At 68.8% G+C, this 21104-nt stretch carries 16 protein-coding genes; 6 read left to right on the top strand and 10 right to left on the bottom strand.

From position 1 onward, the window contains the following. Positions 1 to 174: 174 nt before the first annotated feature. Positions 175 to 2673: an arylsulfatase gene (locus QSJ97_RS08235; RefSeq protein ID WP_285671232.1), complete on the bottom strand. Its 2499-nt coding sequence runs from the start codon at positions 2671 to 2673 to the stop codon at positions 175 to 177. A gap of 586 nt (positions 2674 to 3259) precedes the next feature. On the opposite strand from QSJ97_RS08235, the gene QSJ97_RS08230 reads away from it, so the two are divergent. Together QSJ97_RS08230 and QSJ97_RS08225 are read left to right on the top strand one after the other, a co-directional pair. Beyond that, complete coding sequence (locus QSJ97_RS08230; RefSeq protein WP_285671231.1) at positions 3260 to 3433, top strand: hypothetical protein; 174 nt, start codon at positions 3260 to 3262, stop codon at positions 3431 to 3433. Between the two features lie 56 nt (positions 3434 to 3489). Further along, on the top strand, positions 3490 to 4743 hold the full coding sequence (locus tag QSJ97_RS08225; RefSeq protein WP_285671230.1) for a hypothetical protein: 1254 nt from the start codon (positions 3490 to 3492) through the stop codon (positions 4741 to 4743). A 90-nt stretch (positions 4744 to 4833) separates the two neighbouring features. On the opposite strand, the gene QSJ97_RS08220 is transcribed toward QSJ97_RS08225, so the two are convergent. Both QSJ97_RS08220 and QSJ97_RS08215 read right to left on the bottom strand, forming a co-directional pair. Beyond that, on the bottom strand, positions 4834 to 4968 hold the full coding sequence (locus QSJ97_RS08220; protein ID WP_285671229.1) for a hypothetical protein: 135 nt from the start codon (positions 4966 to 4968) through the stop codon (positions 4834 to 4836). A gap of 502 nt (positions 4969 to 5470) precedes the next feature. Then, positions 5471 to 6577, bottom strand: coding sequence for a helix-turn-helix domain-containing protein (locus tag QSJ97_RS08215; protein WP_285671228.1), 1107 nt, complete (start codon positions 6575 to 6577; stop codon positions 5471 to 5473). A gap of 398 nt (positions 6578 to 6975) precedes the next feature. On the opposite strand from QSJ97_RS08215, the gene QSJ97_RS08210 reads away from it, so the two are divergent. Continuing rightward, positions 6976 to 7845, top strand: a complete 870-nt coding sequence (locus tag QSJ97_RS08210) for a hypothetical protein (RefSeq protein ID WP_285671227.1) — start codon at positions 6976 to 6978, stop codon at positions 7843 to 7845. Positions 7846 to 7995: 150 nt separating this feature from the next. Here the strand turns inward: QSJ97_RS08210 and QSJ97_RS08205 are convergent, their stop codons facing one another. After that, positions 7996 to 9156, bottom strand: coding sequence for a mandelate racemase/muconate lactonizing enzyme family protein (locus QSJ97_RS08205; RefSeq protein ID WP_285671226.1), 1161 nt, complete (start codon positions 9154 to 9156; stop codon positions 7996 to 7998). Positions 9157 to 9258: 102 nt separating this feature from the next. On the opposite strand from QSJ97_RS08205, the gene QSJ97_RS08200 reads away from it, so the two are divergent. Then, positions 9259 to 9978 carry a GntR family transcriptional regulator gene (locus QSJ97_RS08200; protein WP_285671225.1) on the top strand — a complete coding sequence of 240 codons (720 nt, stop codon included), beginning with the start codon at positions 9259 to 9261 and terminating at the stop codon, positions 9976 to 9978. Between the two features lie 73 nt (positions 9979 to 10051). Here QSJ97_RS08200 and QSJ97_RS08195 read toward each other — a convergent pair whose 3' ends face one another. The 4 genes from QSJ97_RS08195 to QSJ97_RS08180 form a co-directional block, all read right to left on the bottom strand. Continuing rightward, the gene (locus QSJ97_RS08195) at positions 10052 to 10423 is read right to left on the bottom strand and encodes a DUF779 domain-containing protein (protein ID WP_285671224.1); all 372 of its coding nucleotides are present in this window, start codon (positions 10421 to 10423) and stop codon (positions 10052 to 10054) included. Between the two features lie 55 nt (positions 10424 to 10478). Further along, on the bottom strand, positions 10479 to 11987 hold the full coding sequence (gene adh, locus QSJ97_RS08190; RefSeq protein WP_285671223.1) for an aldehyde dehydrogenase: 1509 nt from the start codon (positions 11985 to 11987) through the stop codon (positions 10479 to 10481). 127 nt (positions 11988 to 12114) lie between these two features. Continuing rightward, positions 12115 to 13059 (bottom strand): helix-turn-helix domain-containing protein, encoded by a 945-nt coding sequence (locus QSJ97_RS08185; protein ID WP_285671222.1) that lies wholly within the window; start codon positions 13057 to 13059, stop codon positions 12115 to 12117. Between the two features lie 397 nt (positions 13060 to 13456). Then, positions 13457 to 13588, bottom strand: a complete 132-nt coding sequence (locus tag QSJ97_RS08180) for a hypothetical protein (RefSeq protein WP_285671221.1) — start codon at positions 13586 to 13588, stop codon at positions 13457 to 13459. A gap of 1044 nt (positions 13589 to 14632) precedes the next feature. Here QSJ97_RS08180 and QSJ97_RS08175 point away from each other — a divergent pair. Further along, on the top strand, positions 14633 to 16252 hold the full coding sequence (locus tag QSJ97_RS08175) for a DUF1254 domain-containing protein (protein ID WP_285671220.1): 1620 nt from the start codon (positions 14633 to 14635) through the stop codon (positions 16250 to 16252). A gap of 615 nt (positions 16253 to 16867) precedes the next feature. Then, positions 16868 to 18859, top strand: coding sequence for an AAA family ATPase (locus tag QSJ97_RS08170; RefSeq protein ID WP_285671219.1), 1992 nt, complete (start codon positions 16868 to 16870; stop codon positions 18857 to 18859). Positions 18860 to 18867: 8 nt separating this feature from the next. Here the strand turns inward: QSJ97_RS08170 and QSJ97_RS08165 are convergent, their stop codons facing one another. After that, on the bottom strand, positions 18868 to 20463 hold the full coding sequence (locus tag QSJ97_RS08165; protein ID WP_285671218.1) for a S1 family peptidase: 1596 nt from the start codon (positions 20461 to 20463) through the stop codon (positions 18868 to 18870). Positions 20464 to 20529: 66 nt separating this feature from the next. Further along, positions 20530 to 21099, bottom strand: coding sequence for a cupin domain-containing protein (locus tag QSJ97_RS08160; RefSeq protein WP_285671217.1), 570 nt, complete (start codon positions 21097 to 21099; stop codon positions 20530 to 20532). Positions 21100 to 21104 lie beyond the last annotated feature (5 nt).

Below are 21104 nucleotides of genomic sequence, written 5' to 3'. Positions count from 1 at the left end.
AGGTATGCCGGTGGTCGAGACCTCGCCGGCGCGGCGTGCCGCTGGCGGTACCGGGTTTGCGGCGGCATGGGGATTGGGCGGCTGCGCTGGGGTTAAAACCCGAGCCGGCGCGGTGGGGGACGCCGGCTCCTGGCGGAGATGGGCGGGGTTCGTCGCCCCGCCCGGTGTCGTGCCTCAGTCGCTGGCCTTCAGCATGGCCTGCTTCAGCTTCGCCTTGTCGGCATCGGAGAGCTCGGGCCGGTCGATCTTGACGGTCAGCTTCTCAAGCTTCGCCGTCAGCGCGAACGGCGGCGTGTAGTCCTCGTCGTTGATGCCGGTCAGCGTGTCCGAGCCGATGTCGAAGGACTCGTCCCATTGCAGGATCATGCCGATGGTCTTGTCCATCTTCCTGGTCTGGACTTCCTTGCCGTCGACCTTGAGCGTGCCGGTGCCGCCGCCGCCGAGCCCGCTCATGCTGTTGTAGGCGAGCGTGCCGACGCCGAGACCGTCATACTTGAAGTCGAACTCGATGACGTGCTTGCCGGGCGCCAGCGCCTCCGTCCCGGCCCACTTGATGCGCTCGAGATCGAGCATGTTCCAGACGAACACCGGCTTGCTGTCGAGGAGATAGAGGCCGTAGCCGGCGAAGCGGCCGCCCGAGGTCAGGATCATGCCCTCGGCACCGCCCTTCGGGACGTCGATCTCGGCGGTGATCGTGTAGGAGGTGTTGAGCAGCAGCGGCGAGTCGCCCTGCGGCAGCCCGGTCATCGGTCGGGTATAGACGAACTCGCTCCGCCCGGCGGTGATGTTCGGCCGCGGCGCGATGATCCGGGCCGCCACCGAGGCATCCATCGGGAAGACGTTGTATTTCTTCGCCTCCTCGATGAACAGGGCCTTCAGCTCCTTCACCTTCTCGGGATGCTGGTCGGCAATGTCGTTGCTCTGGGTGTAGTCGGTGGTCAGGTCGTAGAGCTGCAGGATCTGGTTGTTGAGCGGGTCGGGATTGGCCGCGCCGAAGGCTTCCCAGGGCGCGCGGTTGACCTTGGTGCTGAGCAGCCAGCCGTCATGATAGAGCGCCCACTGGCCCATCATCTCGAAATACTGCGTCCGGTGCTGGGACGGCGCATCGGCATTGGCGGCGTCGAAGGTATAGGCGAAGCTGGTGCCCTCGATCGGCGCCTGCTCGATGCCGTCCACCGCCTTCGGCGCCGGGATGCCGGTGACCTCGAGGATCGTCGGCACCACGTCGATGACATGCATGAACTGCTCGCGCAGGCCGCCCTTGTCGGTGATCCCCTTCGGCCAGGACACCACCATGTTCTGCCGCACGCCGCCGAGGCGCGAGGCGTTCTGCTTGAACCAGTCGAACGGCGTGTCGAAGGCCCAGGACCAGCCGGCCGACATGTGGTTGTAGGTCTCCTCGGTGCCCCAGACGTCGTACCAGTGCATCTGCTGCTTGGCCGGCATCATGTTGACGCCGTTGAAGAAGGCCACCTCGTTGGGCGTGCCGAGCGGCCCGCCCTCGGCGCTCGTCCCGTTATCGCCGTTGATGTAGATGATCAGCGTGTCGTCGAGCTCGCCCAGCTCCTCGATCGCCCCGATCACCCGGCCGATCTCGTGGTCGCTGTAGGCGGCATAGGCGGCGAAGACCTCGACCTGCCGGATGAAGAGCTTCTTCTCCTCGGCCGAGAGCTTGTCCCACGACCTGATCTTGTCCTCGGGCCAGGGCGCGAGCTGCGCGGTCTCCGGGATCAGGCCCAGCTTCTTCTGGTTCTCGAAGATCTCCTGGCGCAGCGCGTTGTAGCCGTCGTCGAAGAGGTTCATCGCCTCGATCTTCGCGAGCCATTCCTTGGTCGGGTGATGCGGGGCATGGGTCGCGCCGGGCGCGTATTTCACGAAGAACGGCTGCTCCGGATTGATCTGGTGCATCCGCGTGATCCAGTCGATGGCGTCATCCGCCATGCCCGTCACGAGGTTCCACTCCGGCTGGCCCTTGAACGGATAGATCTGCGTCGTGTTCCGGAACAGGTTGGGCTGCCACTGGTTCGCATCGCCCCCGACGAAGCCGTAGAAATAGTCGAAGCCCATGCCGGTGGGCCACTGGTCGAAGGGGCCTGCCTGGCTGGCCTGGAAGGCCGGGGTGTTGTGATCCTTGCCGAACCAGGCCGTGTTGTAGCCGTTGTCGCGCAGGATCCGGCCGATGGTCGCCTTGTCCTCGGCGATGATGCTGTTGTAGCCGGGATAGCCGGTCGATTGCTCCGAGATCACGCCGAAGCCGGCGGAATGGTGGTTGCGCCCGGTGATGAGCGCGGCGCGCGTCGGCGAGCAGAGTGCCGTCGAGTGGATCGCGGTGTAGCGCAGCCCCTCCGCCGCGAGCTGGTCCATCGTCTCCGTCGGGATCACGCCGCCGAAGGTGCTGGGCACGCCGAAGCCGGCGTCGTCGGTGATAATCAGCAGGATGTTCGGCGCCTTCTCCGGCGGCACCACGCGCGGCGGCCACCAGGGCGTCGATTGCAGCGCCTGCTCGGAGATCCTGCCTCCGAATTCCGGCGGCGGCGGCGGCAGCTGGCCGCCCTCGAGCGTGGTGGTATCGTTCGGCGAACCCGACGGTTCCTGCGCGATGGCTGCACCGGGTGCGAAGGCCATGAGCGCGAGAACCGCGAGCGGTCCTGCAAGTTTCCCTGGGCTGTTCATTCTTGGCTCCAATGACAAAAGTCGGCTTGGCCGCGACCCGGCAGACGCAGAGAGGAACGCGCGTCGGGGGCCTGCGGGAGATCTATCGTCTGAATTGCACGTGCAGATCTTTGGCGAGGTCTTGCCAAAGGTCAATCGATCCGACGCTGTCCCATCCTGCGGGGGGGGTGCGGCCCGGGCGCGAGCCGGCGGGCCTGGCCGGCCGGAGCGGCAAGGGCTGCGGCGTCCGGGCCTGCACAGCAGGTCCCGGCGCGTTCCCGGAGCGATCGGATCTGGCGCCGACACGCCTTCGTGCGGTGCATTTTTCGACGCACATCAGGGAGAAATCAGCATCACAGGTATACGGTGATTGCGTGTATCTTCCTCTCCTGAGGATGGTTGGCCGGCCGCGCCATTGCTCGGCGCCGGCGCGAACGGGTGTGCTGCGTTGGGGTCAAAGTATGGCAGTGTGGTTAAGTATTGAAGCGGAAATTTTCGTGTATACCGTCATCTCCACAAATATTCAATAGTGAATTTCATCACTGGTTATGCAAAATAGTTCTTCTATAGGCGGCGCTGGTTCGGGTGTGGGGTGCAGGAAGCGAGCATGACGAGTGATGCCGACGTCTGGCTGAAGGCGGCCATCCCGGCCGGGACGGTCAGGAAGAAAGCAACCGCGCGCGCCGAAAGCGGCGGGTCGAAGCGGGGCGAGACGGAAACACGCCTCGGCTTCCGGGGGCGGATACTGCGCGATCTGCGAAGGGCCAGAGAACCCGGCTGAGTGCGGCGTTAATCCCATGGTAACCTCGACAGACGATATTTGCATGGAGTGATGATATGAAGGCGGGAGCGACCCCGGAACTCAGCAAGAGCTGGTGGAGCAAGAACAAGTCCAAGCGTCTGAAGTCGACGGGGCTCGGGCAGGTTCTCGGTGCCTACGAGGCCGAACGCAAGAAATGGACGAAAGCGGTGGCCTCCGGCGCCCACGCCTTTCAGATCGAGCCGATCCACGAGGCGATGACCGCACTTCTGAGCACCGACCTGCCGAAGGCGGTGGCGAAGGCGATCGCGGCCTGCGATCCCAAGAAGCAGAAGGAGACCCTCGACGCGCTCAAGAAGTACGATTCGGTGTTCCGCAAGGAACTCGCCGCTCTCAAGAAGGAGTTCGCCGATCGCGAGAAGATGCTGAAGACCGCGCGGGCCAATCTGCGGAGCCGGGCGGACAAGCTGAAGGCCGACCTCGCCAAGCGCGGGGAGGACGCCAAGAAGATTGAGCAGACCGCCGACAAGGCGGAGGCCGCCCTCGACAAGCTGGTGAACCGCATCCTCCACGAACAGGCAGGGGGCAAACCCGATGCTGCCAAGGCGCTGGCCAAGCAGGCCGACGACGAGGTGGGCAAGATCGAGGCGCTGGTGGTTCAGGTCGGCCGGATCCACGATGAGGCGCGCAAGGCGGTCATGGGATGGCCCTACGAGCCCGGCACGCTCTTCGAGCCATCGGCCGATCCCTACAGGAAGTTTGCGGACGATCTGAACATAAGCGTCCAGGGCATCGGGTCGGTGCTCAGTACCGTCGAATACGCGCTCGAGCAGGCCAATGTGGCGCAGCAGGAGATCTACCGGATCCTGCGGGGCGCGGCGGACACGACGAAGATCCATACCGAGGCGTTTCGGAAGGCCCTGATCCGCGCGCAGAAGGCAATCACCGACGGCGAGGTGAACCTGAAGCGGTCTAGGGCCATCATCGCCAAGGCCAGCGGGGATATCCAGGCGGTGCGCTCGATCAGCGATCCCGCAGAGCTCCGCAAGGCATTGAAGCAGCTTGCCAACACCCTGACCTTGGTCTCGAAGGGGCTGAAGACCGGCAAGAGACGGATCGAGCAGGGCAGGTCGGCGCTGCTGCGGGACGTGAAGGGCTTTCCGGTCGCGATGCAGAAGGACCCGCAGTTTGCCGACCTCCGCGACCAGGCACGGAATGTCATGGATATCATGGACGACGACCTGAAGGCGTTCACGGCGGAAGGCAACAAGCTGCGGACACTTGCAACCGACCTGAAGGCGGCGGCAACCGCCTCCGCCTCGGCCGGCTGACACGCGAGCGGTTCCGGACTGGCTGTGCGTCTGTGGGGGTCCGGGAGCGCTTGATCCGGAACGCGGTCGCGCCTGGCCCGTTCCGGCGGGTCAACCGATGCTGCCGTCTGGCATGATGTGCCAGCGGCGGCACGCATCTTGGCCGGCGAACGGGCCCAGTTCGTCTACGATGACACGCCGGTGGGCGGGGCCTTGGCCCATGACCTTATCGAGCAACTCGTCCACCGGGCTCTCGCAAGCTCGGCAGGGCGGTGTTTCGGGGCCCTACCACGGGACGGAGGGTCGAAAAGCACCGAAACGAGCTGATCACCGGCCCGTGCCGAGTCGGCAAGACCTCGCCCGTCTGCATCCCCGGCCGCAAGACCGGCAGGGGCGGCAGAACGGTCATCAATCAGCGCTGTCCTTGCCTTCGTGCCAGTCTGGAACTGGCCGGGGGCGACGTTGCCTTCCTTGGTGTCGGAGGCTGCACGGGAATGCCGATCTGCCGATCCTCGGCGGCCCAGTCCGGCCGGGCTCGCTGCCGATCTCCGGCCTCGCTCACCTGCCGTCGTCATGCGCAGGTCGCCACGCAAGGCGGGTGATCTGCCGGAGCAAGGTCCGATATCCAGTGGGCACAGTATGGCCCGAGCAGACCCGATCAGAGGGTCTCTCGGGAAATTCGGCGGTTCGGTCCGGAGGGCGGGGGCTGATCGGGCCCTACTTGTCCTGAGGGGAGGCCCCGGAGCGGCTAGACGGCAACGCCGGTGGAGCGCAGGTCGAGCGTCAGGAAGCGGTCGCCGGGACCGTCTGCGCATAGCGGGCCCGCCTCGGCCGGATCGCCGGCGCCGGATGGTTCCGCGTGGTAGAGGGCATCGGTCGGCGCGATCCCGAAGCGCCGCCGGAACGAGCGGGAGAAATGGGTCGGGTTGTCGTAGCCCCAGCGCTCGGCGATGCGGCGCACGGCGCCGCGGCCGGCGGGGGTGCGGGCCAGCTCGCCATAGATCCGGTCGAGCCGCCGGGCCGCGAGGTGGCTGGCGATGCCGCCATCCTCCGAGAACAACCGGTAGAGCGTCGCGCGGGACATGTGGAAGCTCCGGCACAGGGTCGCGGCGTCCAGCGTCTCGTCGTCGAGATGGTCGTCGATGAAGGCATCGATCGCGGCGCGGCGCGGCGCGTCGATCGAGGAGCGGTCGAGATCGCGCCCGCCATCGACGAGCAGCGCGCCGATCATGCGGGCCAGCCCGGCGGTGAGCTCGCCGGCCTCGGCGAAGGGCGTGAGCGGCAGCGCCTCGGCAAAGGCCCGGACCGTGGCAGTGAGCATCCGGCCGGTGGGCGAGGTGCCGCGGATGTGACGGAAGCGCGGCAGCTGGCCCGGGCGGCAGCCGAGCGTCTCGTGCGGCAGGTAGAGGGTATGATAGGCGCAGGCCCGGTGAAACTTGGTGGCCTCGCAATCGAAATCCATCACGTAGAGATCGCCGGGGCCCATCTCGCGCGGCCTGCCGTCGAACAGCCCCCAGACCTCCCCCGAGATCAGCAGCCGGATCATCACCATGCCGAAATTTCCGGTGCCGGGGCGGCGGGTGTTCCACATCGACTTGTAGGCGTCGATCCGGCTCTTCGAAAGCACGAGGCCGGGGAGCTGCCAGTCTTCCGAGCGCACGTTGAAGTCGGGCTTCCTGACATCCACCCCGAACGGCAGCTGAGGCGAGAAATAGCTGCGGTAGAGATCGGCGCGGCGCGGCGGCTCCACCACCGAGGAGTCGAGCACCGTGCTGGGGCGCAACAGCCCGGACGACCGGGACGCCATGGCGCCGGTGTCGAGGCTCAGCGTTCCTTCGCCGGATCGTGCGGTCATGGGTCCTCGAGCGATGGATCCACCCGCCAAAGAGCCTGCCCTGCACGCCGGGGGGCTTGCAAGCCCTTCCGCGCGGCCGGCGTTCGCCTCGCGTTCCGCATTTGAGACGCGGAGACAACAAAGTCGAGATTCTGGTGTCTCGTTCCCGGCGGGTGCGCTTGCTATCTATTCTGCACACCGACAGGGAAAACCGAAATCAACACCCGCCGGGATCGGCGCGAGAATTCAAAGTCCCTGACCCGGATGCGTAGAGACGAAGCGTTGTTCGGCAAACGCCGCCAGTAACGCCCGAATGCAGACAGACCGAGACCAGATCCCGAGCATTTGCCTTGCCGGCAAGTGAGAGACCCATTGCGCCCGATCGACACCGCGCCAACGGAACAGGAAGGACTGCAACCATGCCCACGCTCAATGACAAGCTGCTGAAGACGGTGAAGCCCAAGGTCGCCAAGGTCGGCTTCCGCAAGCAGTTCTGGCGCGACTACCGCGCCCGCGCCGCCAGCGGCTCTGACATCGGGAAGGTCCTGGACTTTCTGGAGTCGCATGGCGTCACCGCCGCGGGCAATTCCGACAAGGTCAAGGAGGTCAACCTCAAGCCGGTCGTCGCCCTGTTCGACAAGCTGCTCGGCTGCTTCAAGACCGCGAAGGGCAAGTGCGGCAAGGCCCAGTCGCACACCAAGGAGCTGTGCGAGGCCTATATCGCGGTGATCCCCAAGCGCAAGGCCGATGCCGCGAAGCGCCTGGCCGACATCGCCCAGGCCCAGCAGGCCGAGGCCAAGGCCGCCGCCGATCAGGAGAAGAAGGCCAGGGAACTCGCCGCCTTCGCCAAGGCCGCGGCCCCGATCGGCAAGGAGCTCGACCAGAGTATCAAGCTGGCGACGGAGCTGCTCGCCGGGGCGAACGCCACCAATACCGGCATCTCGACGACCCACTCGAAGTGGCTCTCGAGCTTCGAGGCCGGCTCGGCCGATGCCTCGGCCGTCACCAAGAAGGCGCTCACCGCGGTCTCCGCGCTGCTGAAGAAGCACAACTACCGGCAGATGCAGCAGACGCTGAAGCAGCTGAACTTCGACGTGAAGGGCCTGCAGAAGCGGATCAAGGATCTCGGCAGCCCCGCCGGATCGGAGAAGAGCCGGAAGGAGCTGGTCGGCAAGCTCGCGAAACTGGTCGACCTGTTCAAGGCCGCCGTCGGCGCGACCAATGCGGCGACCAAGACCTACAACTACACGGTCAACGAGATGAAGGAATCCGCGATGGAAGGCGCCTGAGCCCGGGCGCGGCCACCGCTTCCCGAGCCGAACGCCGCAGACCGATCAGGGAGCCCCGGCCTCGTCGCCGGGGCTCCTTCGCGCCAGCGCCTGGCGCCCGCATGCCCCGCCGCCGGCGGGATGGCTCCGGCGGCCTCCGTCGCGGCGGGGTCAGATCGATCTCGATGCCGCGGCGGTCTGATACCGGGCGATCGCGCCGGGCAGCTCCTCGAGCCCGAGGCCCGGGTCGCTGTCGAGCTGCCAGCATCCGTCCCGCATCCGCGCCGAAAGCGGGCCGGTCAGGTCCCGCAGCGGATTGTGGTTGATGTCGACCTCGAGCAGGCCCGGCCCGCCCGCCGCCGCCAGCAGATGCGCTGAGCCGCGCAGGCCGATGCCGCCGCCGAGGAAATGCGGGCAGAACATCCGCCCCGCCTCGAGCGCCTGCCGGGCGACGGCGAGGCAGCCGGACAGTCCGCCCCATTTGGCGATGTCGGGCTGGATCACCTGCAGCGCACCGTCGTCGATGGCGGCGGCGAAGTCATCGAAGCCGGCGATGTTCTCGCCACCGGCGAGCGGGTGCCCGACATCGGCGGCAAGCGCCTTCCAGGCGGATCGGCGCATGTCGGCGCGGATCGGCTCCTCGATCCAGACAAGGGGGATCTCCGCCGCGGCTTGCGAGAACGCCGCCGCCTCGGCCGGCTGCCAGGCCTGGTTGGCATCGACACAGATCCGCTCGCCCTCGCCGAGCGCGCCGTGGACGTCGCGGAGGAGGGCGAGGTCGCGCTCTAGATCGAACCCGACCTTGAACTTGAACGCCCGGAAGCCGGCAGCCCGCGCCGCCTCGAGCCCGCGTGCCCAGCTCGCGATGTCGATCCCGCTGGCATAGGCCGGCACCGCGTCGGCCGGCGCCTCGGCCAGCAGCGCCGAGACCGGCACCCCGGCGCGCCGCGCGAAGAGGTCGTGCATCGCGATGTCGATGCCGGCGATCACCTGCCGGAACGGCCCCCACTCGCCGCATTGCAGCGCGCGGATCTCCGTCCTGGCGGTGAGGGTCTGCATCGCCTCGCCCGGCGCGGCAAGGGTCTCGCCGAGGAGGAGGTCCGCAACGTCCTCCATCAGCAGCCGGCCGCGGTGCTCGGCGCCGGCGGCGGGCCAGTTGGCGAAGATCTCGCCCCAGCCGAAGGCGCTGTCGGTGTCCTCGATGCGCAGGAACACCGCCGGGCGGTCCCGCATGGTGCCGAAGGAGGTGATGACCGGAACCGTGATCGGCACGCGAAAGACGTGAACATCGAGCCTGGCGATGCGCACCGGCTCCGCATTGCGGTTGTCCATGGACTGATCCCTCCCTTGCCCCTCGCTTGACGGCGGCGATGCCTAGCACCCAAACATACAGTGGTCTATATGTTTGTGTAACTTCCGGCGCGGAGAGAGGCGTTGCGCAGAACCGACCCGATCCCCCTCTACGCGCAGATCGCCGCCATGCTCCGGGCCAGGCTCGATGCGGGCGTCTATGCCGTCGGCACCTGCCTGCCCTCGATCGCGCGGCTGGCGGAGAGCTTCGGCGTCGCGCCCGAGACCCTGCGGCAGGCCATCGCGGTGCTCGAGGACGAGGGCTATGTCAGCCGCCGGCGGGGTGTCGGGACGACGGTGACGGCGATCCCGCGCGAGCAGCACTGGCTGTCGCTGGCGCGGGACTGGGACGGGCTCGTTGCCTTCACCAGGACGCTGGACCCGAAATTCGTGCTGGTCGAGGCGAACGACCGGATGCCGGGCCTGACGGCGCGGGACGGGCAGGCCGCCGCCTCCTACAAGTACCTGAAGCGGGTCCACTACCGGGGGGAGGAGCCGTTCTGCGCGATCGACATCCACCTCGCCTCGGATGTCTACCGGCGCAACGCCGGCGCGTTCCGCACGCGGATGGTCATCCCCGTGCTGGTCGAGACCCCCGGCATCGCGATCGGCACGGTGCGGCAGGTGCTCAGGACCGGCGCCGCCGATCCCGAGCTCGCGCGGCTTCTCGGGCTGCCGATCGCCGCGCCGGTTGCCTGCCTGCGGCGCGTGATCCGCGACCGCGAGGGCAGGGTGATCTATCTGGCCGAGGCCAGCTATCCGGGCGATGTGGTCCAGCTGGAGATGGACCTCTCGCCGCCCTGAACGGCGCGGACCCGGCGCGGGCGCGCAGCGGGGCGGTCATCGCCGCGGGCCGCGGCCCGCCGGTGCTGCGCGGTCAATCGCCGGATCGCGGCTCCGCGGGATCGGCGATCACCTGCGAGCGCACCAGGAAGCGCCGGCCGGTGCCGCTGTCGAGCGAGAACATCCCGCCGCCGCCCTCGACCACGTCGATGATGAGCCGGGTATGCGCCCAGAGCCGGTGCTGGCTGGCATGGATGTAGACGGGTGCATCCCCGATCCAGCCGAGCAGCACGTCCGCATCGCCCACGACATATTCCCCGCGCGGGAAGCACATCGGCGCGGAGCCGTCGCAGCAGCCGCCCGACTGGTGGAACATCACCGGCCCGTGGCGGGCGGTCAGCTCGGCGATCAGCGCGCGGGCGGGCTGGGTGGCAGTGACGCGCGGCGGCGCTTCGGTATCGGTCATCGGGCTCTCCGGGAAAAGGCGCGGCCGCACGGGGCGGCCGCAAGCGACAGGGAACTCAGAAGAAGCCGAGGGCGTTCGGGCTGTAGCTCACCAGCATGTTCTTGGTCTGCTGGTAGTGCTCGAGCATCATCTTGTGGTTCTCGCGCCCGATGCCGGACTGCTTGTAGCCGCCGAAGGCCGCATGCGCCGGGTAGAGGTGGTAGCAGTTGGTCCAGACCCGCCCCGCCTGGATGCCCCGGCCGAAGCGGAAGCAGCGGTTCGCGTCGCGGCTCCAGACGCCGGCGCCGAGGCCGTAGAGCGTGTCGTTGGCGATCTCCATCGCCTCGGCCTCGTCCCTGAAGGTCGTCACCGAGAGCACCGGGCCGAAGATCTCCTCCTGGAAGATCCGCATGCCGTTGTGGCCGCGGAACACGGTCGGCTGGACATAGTAGCCGCCCTCGAGCCCGCCGTTCAGCGTCGCCCGCGCGCCGCCGGTCAGCAGCTCGGCGCCTTCTTGGCGGCCGAGGTCGATATAGGAGAGGATCTTCTCGAGCTGCTCCGAGGAGGCCTGGGCGCCGATCATCGTGGCGCTGTCGAGCGGGGAGCCCTGGGCGATCTTCCCGACGCGGGCGATGGCACGCTCGATGAAGCGGTCGTAGATCGATTCCTGCACCAGCGCGCGCGACGGGCAGGTGCAGACCTCGCCCTGGTTCAGCGCGAACATCGCGAAGCCTTCGAGGCACTTGTCGAAATAGGCGTCGTCCGCATCCATCACGTCGGCGAAGAAGATGTTCGGCGACTTGCCGCCGAGCTCGAGCGTGACCGGGATCAGGTTCTGGCTGGCATACTGCATGATGAGCCGGCCGGTGGTGGTCTCGCCGGTGAAGGCCACCTTGGCGATGCGCGGCGAGGTGGCGAGCGGCTTGCCGGCCTCGAGCCCGAAGCCGTTCACCACGTTGATCACGCCGGGCGGCAGCAGGTCGGCGATCAGCTCCATCAGCACCATGATCGAGGCCGGCGTCTGCTCGGCGGGCTTCAGCACCACGCAGTTGCCGGCGGCAAGCGCGGGCGCCAGCTTCCAGACCGCCATCAGGATCGGGAAGTTCCAGGGGATGATCTGGCCGACCACGCCGAGCGGCTCGTGGAAGTGGTAGGCCACCGTGTCGGCGTCGATCTCGGCGATTGAGCCCTCCTGCGCGCGGATGCAGCCGGCGAAATAGCGGAAATGGTCGATCGCCAGCGGGATGTCGGCGGCCATGGTCTCGCGGATCGGCTTTCCGTTGTCCCAGGTCTCGGCGGTGGCGAGCGCGGCGAGGTTGTCCTCCATGCGCTGCGCGATGGCGTTCAGGACATTGGCACGCTCGGCCTGGCTGGTGCGCGCCCAGGCCGGGAAGGCGGCATGGGCGGCGTCGAGCGCGGCCTCGACATCGGCGGCATTCGAGCGGGCGATGCGGCCGACGACCTTGCCGGTGACTGGCGAGATGTTCTCGAAATAATCGCCCGAGGCGGGCGCGCGCCAGGCGCCGCCGACGAAGTTGTCGTATTTCTCTTTGAACGGGGCCTTGTCGTGCTGGGCGTCGAACATGAGCGCTTTCCCTTCTTCGCTGTCGTTGCGTCTCCGGGGGTCATGCTCGGTCGATTCGGTCGGAAAGTTGCGTCGCTCCGAAAGAAGGTTGCGCCGACCTGTCTCAGCGCTGAGACAGGCCGGGGCCCTATCGGCGCAGGCCGTGCCGCTTGATCTTGCGATGCAGGGTGGCGCGGCTGATGCCCAGCATCCTGGCCGCTGCCGAGACATTGCCGGCGCATTGCGCGAGGGCCGTGCGCACCGTCCGCCGCTCGGCATCCTCGAAGCCGGCGGGACGCTCGCCCGTATCCTCGTCGAGCAGGTCGCCCGCGCCATGCCCCGCGGCGATCCAGTCGTCGTCGATCCCGAGCGCCTGACGGGCGGCGGCGGTCGCGCCGATCACGATATCGTCCCGGTCGAGGGCAAGCAGGCCATGGCGCGAGGCGCATCCCGGCGCCAGCACCACGCGCGCGCCCGGGAAGGCGTTGCGGAACAGCGTCGTCTCGATCTGCTGCGCCGCCCCCCGTGCCGAATGCAGGAAGACGCCGAGCAGCGCCTCGTTCATGTCGTAGCGCGCCGAGGAGATGTCGAGCGCCCCGGCGAGGCGGCCGCGATGATCGCGGATCGGCGCCGTGGCGCAGCTCAGCCCGGTGTTCATCGAGAGGAAATGCGCGTCGCGGTGGATGCCCACCGAGCGCTGCTCCGCGAGGGCGGTGCCGATCCCGTTGGTGCCGACATTCGCCTCGTTCCAGAGGGTGCCGGACCAGAGCCCGAGCGACCGGAACTCCGCGTCGTCCCCCGGCCTGCCGCGGCGCTCGAGGGCGAGGCCGGTGCTGTCGGTCAGGACGAGGCAGCACCCGGCGCGCCCGAAGGCCTCGAACAGCCGGTCCATCTCGGGAACGGCGGCGGCGACCATGTCGCCCGCGCGCTCCGCGGCGATGCGCAGTTCCGCCTCGGTCACGCGCGGCGGCCTGCGATGCGCGGCCGGATCGAGGCCGTGCTGCATCACGCAGCGGCGCCAGGAGAGTGTATGGGGCGCATGGTCGCCGCGCGACGACACGGCGGACCACACGCTGTCGGCGTGCCTCGTCATCCTGGGCTCCTTCCTCCGGCGGCTGGCGCCGGCCTCTCTCTCCGCCGCCGATCTCCCGCTTGTCCGGTGCGGGTTGCATGATCGGCGACTGGGTCGTTTTCGCGGCCGGATGCGGCCGTTCGTCCTCCGGGCAGGCTGCTCCTACGCCAACCTATCTCCATCGGCCGGAAAGTACATGCGGTTCTCCCTGCCGCCGGGGATGCCGATCCCCTGGTGTGGTTCGGGCCATGCCCTCCGGCTGTCCGGGCAACCGGCGATCGCCCGCATCGATCGAGGAAACCGGCCGTCCGGCAGGCGCGCAAGTCCGGGATCCCGGTCGGCCGCCGCCACTGTCTCAGTGTTGCGACACATGTGGTGCCGGATTCGCGCTCCACCGCAGCATTGTTGCGCAGCTGGGTCAGGCCTGTGCCACGGTCGGCGCCGGGCCGCCGCCGCCATGCAGCGGCTCGATGTCCCTGTCGAAGAAACTGGCGAAATCGGCCCGCGTGCTGGCCGGGAGAAACGGATAGGCCAGAGAATGCCACTGCACGCCCTGCCGGCAGGCCGGCGGCCAGCAACGCGAGATCCCCGGTCGTCGGGGGGGCCATGATCCGATCCTGAACCCCACTTCCGGGCTGGCCCATATCGCCCCCGTCCTCCGGAGGTGGCGGCGGCGATGGATCACGAGGTTCGCGCCCATCATATGTGCTGATACGCGCTGGACCCGGGCGACGAAACGGTGACCCAAGTGCAATTGCGGGCCGGGAGGGGGTGGACGCCACGCCCCGGCGGGCGCGCCGAGTTGCGGCTTCCGTACGGAGACCGGGGGCCCCCCTAGGGGATCGGGCGGGTGCGGCCGTCCGATCGCGGCCATTTCCCTTCGGCAATGTCCTGCTTCGCGGTGCCGACGGTGCCGGCTCAGCTTCCGGCGCCAACGGGCCCATCGACCGTGCGGCGATGCCGGTGCTCTGCCCGGGCCGTCCCGAGAACCGAAATCGAAACGCCGGCAACCACGACGGCGGCATCCGAGTGATCTGGGACCTCCGGGCGGCTCTTACTGCTGCGGCGGGGAGCTTCATGCCCGGCGGTCTCGCGGCTGCCGCCGTGCCCGCGCCGCACGGATCGCCGACGGCCCGGCAGGGGGTGCTTGGCCCCGCTGGCCCGGCCGGGATGCGCATCGGCGCCCGGATGCTGGTGAGCGGGACCGGCGCGCGGGGATCGCTCCCGCGCCCACGGGCAGGCCGGGTGCCGCATGGGGTGCCGGCAGGCCGCCCGCTCTCCCTCGGCCAGCGGCGGAAAGGGGCCGAGAGGCCCAGCCGCCAAATCCGGACGGGCGCGGGGCATTGCTCTGGCGGCAGCGTCCGCCCCCTGGCCTCGGCGCCAGATCCGGACGGGCACAGGGCATTGGCAAGGCTGCTCGGTCACCGCAGGCTGCCCGGCGTGCAGGCTTCTGAACACGGGGCGAAACGCGTCACCGGCCGGGTGCTATACAGATATCGGATCCGCTGGCCGGTTGATTCGGCGATGCACCGGCGCGCGGGGACGGGACAGGGCGGCGCGCCCTCCGGTACAGAAAGTTGCAAGGATCGATTTGATGACATGTCTTCGAAAGCTCGTATCCGGCACCGCCCTCGCCTCGGCGCTGCTGCTGTCCTCCGGCGCGGCGGCGGATGTCACCGAGGCGCAGCTCCGGTCGATCTCGACACCGGACAGCGTCCAGTCGCGGATCGGCGCACTCTCCTTCACCGATGGCGCGCCGAGCGCCGAGACCGCCGCGGCGGTCTATGACCATCTCGATTTCACCTATGCCTTCCGTGCCTTCACCGACACGTTCAAGGGCGTCAGCGTGCGTGCGGTGCTGGAGGGCTTCGAGGCCGCCGGCATCAAGGACAACGAGATCCTGCTGTTCTCGGAGCTGATGGATTCCAGCTCGCTGTTCCTCACCGCGAATGCCGACACGGTCTACTATCTCGGCTTCGTCGATCTCTCGGACGGGCCGATGGTGGTGGAGACGCCGCCCGACGCGCTCGGCACCTTCGACGACGTGTGGTTCCGCTGGGTCAGCGATTTCGGCCGGCCGGGGCCGGATCGCGGCGAGGGCGGCAGGTATCTGCTCGTCGGGCCCGGCCATGAGGGCTTCCTGCCGGAGAGCGGCTTCCATGTCGCGCATTCGCAGACCAGCCGCGTCGTGCTGCTCGGCCGCTCCTTCCTGACCGGAGACGACCCGGCGCCGACGGTCAGGGTGATCCGCGAGAACCTCAAGATCTATCCCTATGCCCCCGGCGGCGTCGGGCTGCCGATCGCGCGGTTCCTCGAGGGCGGGGTGCAGCTCGGCCGCAATGCCGAGCCGAAGACGCCGGTCTTCCACGAGGGCACCGGCCTCTCGATCAACACCATCCCGCCCAACGATTTCAGCTATTTCGAGATGCTCGACCGGCTGGTGCAGAGCGAGCCCGCCGCGGTGCTCGACCCCGAGCTGATGGGCCCGATCGCCGCGATCGGCATCAGGAAGGGGCATGACTTCGCGCCGGATGCGCGGATGAGGAAGATCCTGACCGAGGCCGTCGCGGTCGCCAATGCCACCGGCCGCACGCTGGGCTTCGATCCGCGCGACCCGGACTGGTTCTGGTACGAGAACTCGCAGTGGTGGAACCCGCTCTTCGGCGGCGGCTACAATTTCGAGACCCCGCTGCCGGAGATCACCGCCGAGGGCGCCAGGCCCTATCCGCCGAGCGGCTACAAGCAGAACGACGCCCGCACCTCGTTCTTCTACAATGCCACCGGGATCACCCCGGCGATGGCGATGCGACTGACCGGGGTGGGCTCGCAATACCTCTTCGCCACCAAGGATGCGAACGGCAAATTCTTCGACGGCGCCGCCACCTACAAGGTCACGCTGCCGAAGGGCATCCCGGCGGCGGCGTTCTGGTCGCTCACGCTCTATGACAACCAGACCCGCTCGATGCTGCAGACGCCGCAGAAATATCCCCGCGCCGGCAGCCAGAGCTATCCCTCGCCGGCGGCCGAGGCCGATGCGGAGGGCGCGACCACCGTCTGGTTCTCGCCCGAGCAGCCCGAGGGCGTGGCCCGCGGCAACTGGATCCAGACCGACCCGAAGAAGGGATGGGTCATGCTGCTGCGCCTCTACAGCCCGCTCGCCGGGTTCTTCGACAAGTCCTGGCGGCCGAGCGAGGTCGAGCCCGTCGGCAACTGACGCCGGCAGGATCGGCCCGCCGGCCCCGCCCGCGGTGCCGATCCTGCCCCGTCGCCGGCACCGCCGCAGTGGAGGCCGGCCGGGCCGCAAGGTCTGTCGTGGGAGCGGGCGATCATTTGCAGACGGTTCACGCGCGCTTTCGGCTTGAACCCGCTCAACGCGGTGGAGAGGGCACAGCACGACGGGGATGCCGACCGCGCCGGGGGGCGCGCTCGGCTCTGGCACCTCGAAGACCCGCCTGAATCGTCGCCACGGACGGCAGCGCGGAACACGTCAGGCACGGCATCCCCGTTCCGGCGCGGATGCCGGTATCGGCCTCGGCCAGTACGCCGGCACCGATCATCTGTTGGGCGGCCCGCGCCGGAAAGACGCGCTGCACACCCTGGCCCTGCAGAGCGAGGCCGGGGCTCCGGCCAACCTCTCGGGGCAGAGGCTGGCCCTGGTGGCGCGTTGCGAGGGCGGGCGGCGGGCAGGGCGTGTTGTCCTCGTTCGTGCTGCCGGCGTTGTCGTAGGGTCAATTGGTTCACAAATTGTATTTTTGCACGTGCAAACTTCATCTTAAGGTTGTATTGGTCTTGTCGCCTGTGCCGTGGCTGTGTCGGGGAAGGGGGCGCCGTGACCGAGACCACCGTGACCGAGATTACCGTGACCGAGACCATCGTTCCGGAGGCTGCCGAGACGGCGGCCGAGAATGGCGAGAGCGCGGTGACCGCCACCGCCGAACCGGACGGCGAGGCCGAGGCGCCGCGCCTCGCGCCGGCGCCGCCGACATGGCTCGACGAGATCGCCTCCGCCCTCGCCGTTCGCTCGCAGTTCGTGGTGTCGGGCAATGTGCGCGACATCTACCCCGTGCCCGAGGGAGACGAGACCCGGTTCGTTGCCTTCCCGTCGGCGATCTGGCGCGTGCTCCAGGCCAAGGGCGTGCTGGCGCTGATGGTCCATGACCCGGTCTCCGGGCTCAGGCTCCACGAGGACTGCGACCCGCGGCTCGGCCAGGTGCTCACCGAATGCGGGCTGCCGATCGGCCATGTCGCCGACACGGTGGAGGCGATGTCGGATCTCGTCGACCGGGTGACGCGCGAGCGGCGGCTGCCGGTCGCGCTGATCGTCGACTATGCCTCGACCCAGCTCCGCAGCGACCCTGCCGCCGCCGACCGGCTCTTCGTGGCGATGGACAAGGCGACCCGCGGGCCGAAGCTGGCACGTCCGAAGCTGGAATGGGACTGCCCGGCGGCAAACCCGATCCTCTGGATCGTCGAGCGCGCGGGGGATCTGCCGGAGTGGTTCATGCGCCGCAACCCGGCGGTGCGCGACCTGATGATCGAGCTGCCGGACCTCTCCGACCGGATCGCCTTCGCATCGGCGGAGGTCGAGCGCCTCGAGATCCCGGCGGAGATGACCGCGGAGGACCGGCGCAGCCATGTCGAGCGGCTGGCGCTCGGCCTCGACGGGATGGGGCTCTGCGACCTGCGCGCGGTGGTCGATCTCGCGGAGGGCGATGGCTGCTCGCTGAGGGAGATCGACAGGGCGATCCGGCGCTTTCGCATCGGCACCACGCGCAACCCCTGGACCTCGCAGGCGATGCGCGCCCGGGTGCGCTCGACGCTGACGCTGCTGGAGAACCGGGTGAAGGGCCAGCCGCGGGCGATCAAGCGCACCTACGACATCCTGGTGCGCTCGATCATGGGGCTCTCGGCGGCGCAGACCTCGAGCCGCGGCAACCGCCCGCGCGGCGTGCTGTTCTTCGTCGGCCCCACCGGCGTCGGCAAGACCGAGCTCGCCAAGGGCGTCACCGAGGCGCTGTTCGGCGACGAGAGCGCGATGCAGCGTTTCGACATGTCGGAATTCGTCAACGAGGCCAGCATGGGCCGGCTGATCGGCCCGCCGCCCGGCGCGCCGGGCTACGAGCAGGGCGGCGACCTGATCAACGCGGTGCGCGCCAAGCCGTTCTCGGTGTTCCTGTTCGACGAGATCGAGAAGGCGCATCCGCGGATCCTCGATGCCTTCCTGCAGATCCTCGACGACGGCCGGCTCACCGACAGCCGCGGCGAGACCGGCTACTTCTCCGAGTCGCTGATCATCTTCACCTCCAATGTCGGCATCGTCGGCGGCGACAGCTTCCACAACTCGGGCCAGAAGGTGACGCCCTCGGACCGCGGCGAGCAGCTCGAGGACAAGCTGACCGACGCGGTGGCGGACCATTTCCGCTTCCAGCTCAAGCGGCCGGAGCTGTTCAACCGCATGGGCCAGAACATCGTCGTCTTCGAGTTCATCAACCCGAAGAACGCCTTCGTGATCTTCGAGGCGCTGCTGCGCAAGGTGATCAGGGCGGTGATGGAGGAGCACGGCATCTCGGTGACGCTGACCGAAGCGGCGCAGGAGGAGCTGATGGCCCTCTGCACCGAGGAGATCGGCGACGGCGGCCGCGGCATCGGCAACCGGATTGAGAAATACCTGATCAACCCGATCTCGCGCCTGCTGTTCGACCGCGAGGACCTGACCACGGTGACGATCACCTCGGTCCGGGTGGAGAACCGCGAGGCGGTGTTCGAGATCGCCGAGGACGCCGCGGCGCTCGAGGAAGGGCAGAAGACCGCGGCCGAATAGCCGCGGCGTCAATGCACGCCGGCGCTTTCCAGCGTGTCGAGCAGGCGGCGCAGCTCCACCGCCGGCACGCCGAGATTGGAGCCGCCGAATTCCGGCACGATCGCCGACTGGATCGCCACCACATGGCCGCTGAGATCGAGCAGCGGCCCGCCGCTGCCGCCATGGGTGGTCTCGGCATCGAAGACCACCGCCTCCGGCGAGATCTGCCCGACGATGCCGCGGCTCGCCAGCGGGCGGATATGCCCGGCCTCCGCCAGCCGCGCGGCGACGCCCTCGAGATCGAGCGATTGCGCCTCGGCCTGAAGCGCCGCCACGAAGGCATCGCCGGACTGTGCCAGCATCGCCCGCAGTCCGGTCGGATACCCCATGGCGATGATCTCGGCGCCGATCCGCGGCGGCGCCTCGGCGAGCGGCAGGTCGGCAAGCCCGTCGACCGGCCCGCCGATGTCGAGCACGGCGAGATCCACGCTGTCGCTGGCGGCGCGCAGGCTCAGCTCCAGCGGCTCCGGCCGGTCGGGGAAATAGCCCCGGAACACCAGCATCACCGGCTCCAGCCCCATGCCCGCCGAGGCTACGGTGGCGGCATCGCGCTCCCAGGGCAGGGCGACGTGCCGGTTGGTCGCCAGCAGCCGCCCGCCGCCGACGAGAAAGCCGGTGCCGGTGAACTCGCGCTCGGCGACCGGCCCGTCACCCTCCAGCGTGAGCAGCGGGCGCCCGAGCGGCGAGGAGAGCGGGCGGCCCGTGGCATCCACCGCATGGCGCAGCATGCGGCCGGTCGCGCCGTCGCGCAGGCCGAAGGACCCGTGCAGGAAGGCGATCGAGCCGCGCGCGCCGGCGATCGCCTCGGCGCCGGCCTTCCAGCGAAACTCCAGCGTCTCGATCCGCGCCGACTGGCGCTGTACGGCCTGGCCGAGCTCCTGGCGCACGGCGTCGAGATCGCCGGGGCGCAGCGCGGTCTCGCGGTCCCGCGCGATGGCGGTGGAGATCGCGTCGAGCCGCGTCGCGCCCGAGCGCATGTCGGCCTCGATCCGGTCGATCTCGCGGCCCTGGCGGATGCCGAGCACGATGATCACGGCCAGCGCCAGCACCACGCTGACGCGGAACAGGATCGTCGTCTCCTTCAGAAGGCTCAGCGCCAGCCCGCCCAGCGCGCGCGGCAGGCGGCGGTGCAGCGGGCGGCGGCTGACCCGGAGATAGGCCATCATGTCCGACAGGATCTCCGGGAGCGTGCGGCGGATCGGGTGCTGCGCGTCGATCAGCTCGAAGCGCGAGAGCGGCCCCTGCTCGCCGAACTCGATCATGTCGCCATGGTGCAGATGCCGCTCGCGCAGCGGCACCCGGTTGACCCAGAGCACGGCCTCGCCGACCGCGTCGAGCACATAGGAGCGGCCGGCCTGATGGAACCTCGCGCAGGGCGTCATGCCGGGGAGGCTCCGGCCGTCGGCGGTGACGCGGATCGCGCCGCTGTCCGAGACATGCACGCCGTGCGCCTCGCGGCTGAGCCAGGAGACCTGGCCCCGCGACCGGCCGGTCAGATGGTGGAGCGCCGCGACGATCGGGGGCTCGTCGGCGGCGGGATCGGCATTGGCGTCCCGCTCGGTCATCCTGGTGCCTTCACAGATGCGCTCCCCCGAGGATAGCCGACAACGGCCCGGCGCGGGACTCCGCGCTCAGAAGCTCGGCGGGGTGCAGGCGCTGATCACCTCGCAGACCTCCGGTCCCGGATTGCGGAACCGGTGCGGGGTGGCACTCGCGAAGTAGTAGGCATCGCCCGGCCCGAGCAGGAAGGTCTCGTCGCCGACCGTGACCTCGAGGGTTCCGGCGACGATGATCGCGCATTCCTCGCCCTCGTGCGACAGCGCGCGGCGGCCGGAATCCCGCCCCGGCTCGTAGAACTCGTGCAGCATCTGCAGGCTGCGGTTGCGCCGCCCCGCCGCCACCAGCAGGTATCTCACCCCGGCGGCGCCGATATCCACATGCTCGCCGCGGCGATAGACCACCGCGGTCTCCTCGGCCATCTCGAAGCTGAAGAAGGTCGCCAGATCCATCGGCACGCCGTCGAGGATCTTCTTCAGCACCGAGACCGAGGGCTGCATCGCCATCGCCTCGATCTGGCTGATGGTGCCGCTGCCGACACCGGTGCGCCGGGCCAGCTCGCGCTGCGAGAGCCCCTTGGACTGGCGCACCACGCGTAGCCGACGGGCGACCATCGCGTCATGGGTCGTTGTCTTGTCCGCCATGTGAT

The sequence above is a fragment of the Paralimibaculum aggregatum genome (genome assembly GCF_030270585.1).
Lineage (GTDB): Bacteria > Pseudomonadota > Alphaproteobacteria > Rhodobacterales > Rhodobacteraceae > Thermohalobaculum > Thermohalobaculum aggregatum.
The sequence above is the reverse complement of the archived record's forward strand: the minus strand, read 5'-3'. Positions and strand labels throughout refer to the sequence as shown.

What these genes read in the sequence shown, in the direction of transcription:
- QSJ97_RS08175 (WP_285671220.1), top strand. Translation starts at nt 14,633, where the DNA reads ATGACATGTCTTCGAAAGCTCGTATCCGGCACCGCCCTCGCCTCGGCG.
- QSJ97_RS08195 (WP_285671224.1), bottom strand. Translation starts at nt 10,423, where the DNA reads ATGACCGATACCGAAGCGCCGCCGCGCGTCACTGCCACCCAGCCCGCC.
- QSJ97_RS08160 (WP_285671217.1), bottom strand. Translation starts at nt 21,099, where the DNA reads ATGGCGGACAAGACAACGACCCATGACGCGATGGTCGCCCGTCGGCTA.
- QSJ97_RS08185 (WP_285671222.1), bottom strand. Translation starts at nt 13,059, where the DNA reads ATGACGAGGCACGCCGACAGCGTGTGGTCCGCCGTGTCGTCGCGCGGC.
- QSJ97_RS08205 (WP_285671226.1), bottom strand. Translation starts at nt 9,156, where the DNA reads ATGGACAACCGCAATGCGGAGCCGGTGCGCATCGCCAGGCTCGATGTT.
- QSJ97_RS08225 (WP_285671230.1), top strand. Translation starts at nt 3,490, where the DNA reads ATGAAGGCGGGAGCGACCCCGGAACTCAGCAAGAGCTGGTGGAGCAAG.
- adh (WP_285671223.1), bottom strand. Translation starts at nt 11,987, where the DNA reads ATGTTCGACGCCCAGCACGACAAGGCCCCGTTCAAAGAGAAATACGAC.
- QSJ97_RS08165 (WP_285671218.1), bottom strand. Translation starts at nt 20,463, where the DNA reads ATGACCGAGCGGGACGCCAATGCCGATCCCGCCGCCGACGAGCCCCCG.
- QSJ97_RS08215 (WP_285671228.1), bottom strand. Translation starts at nt 6,577, where the DNA reads ATGACCGCACGATCCGGCGAAGGAACGCTGAGCCTCGACACCGGCGCC.
- QSJ97_RS08230 (WP_285671231.1), top strand. Translation starts at nt 3,260, where the DNA reads ATGACGAGTGATGCCGACGTCTGGCTGAAGGCGGCCATCCCGGCCGGG.
- QSJ97_RS08235 (WP_285671232.1), bottom strand. Translation starts at nt 2,673, where the DNA reads ATGAACAGCCCAGGGAAACTTGCAGGACCGCTCGCGGTTCTCGCGCTC.
- QSJ97_RS08210 (WP_285671227.1), top strand. Translation starts at nt 6,976, where the DNA reads ATGCCCACGCTCAATGACAAGCTGCTGAAGACGGTGAAGCCCAAGGTC.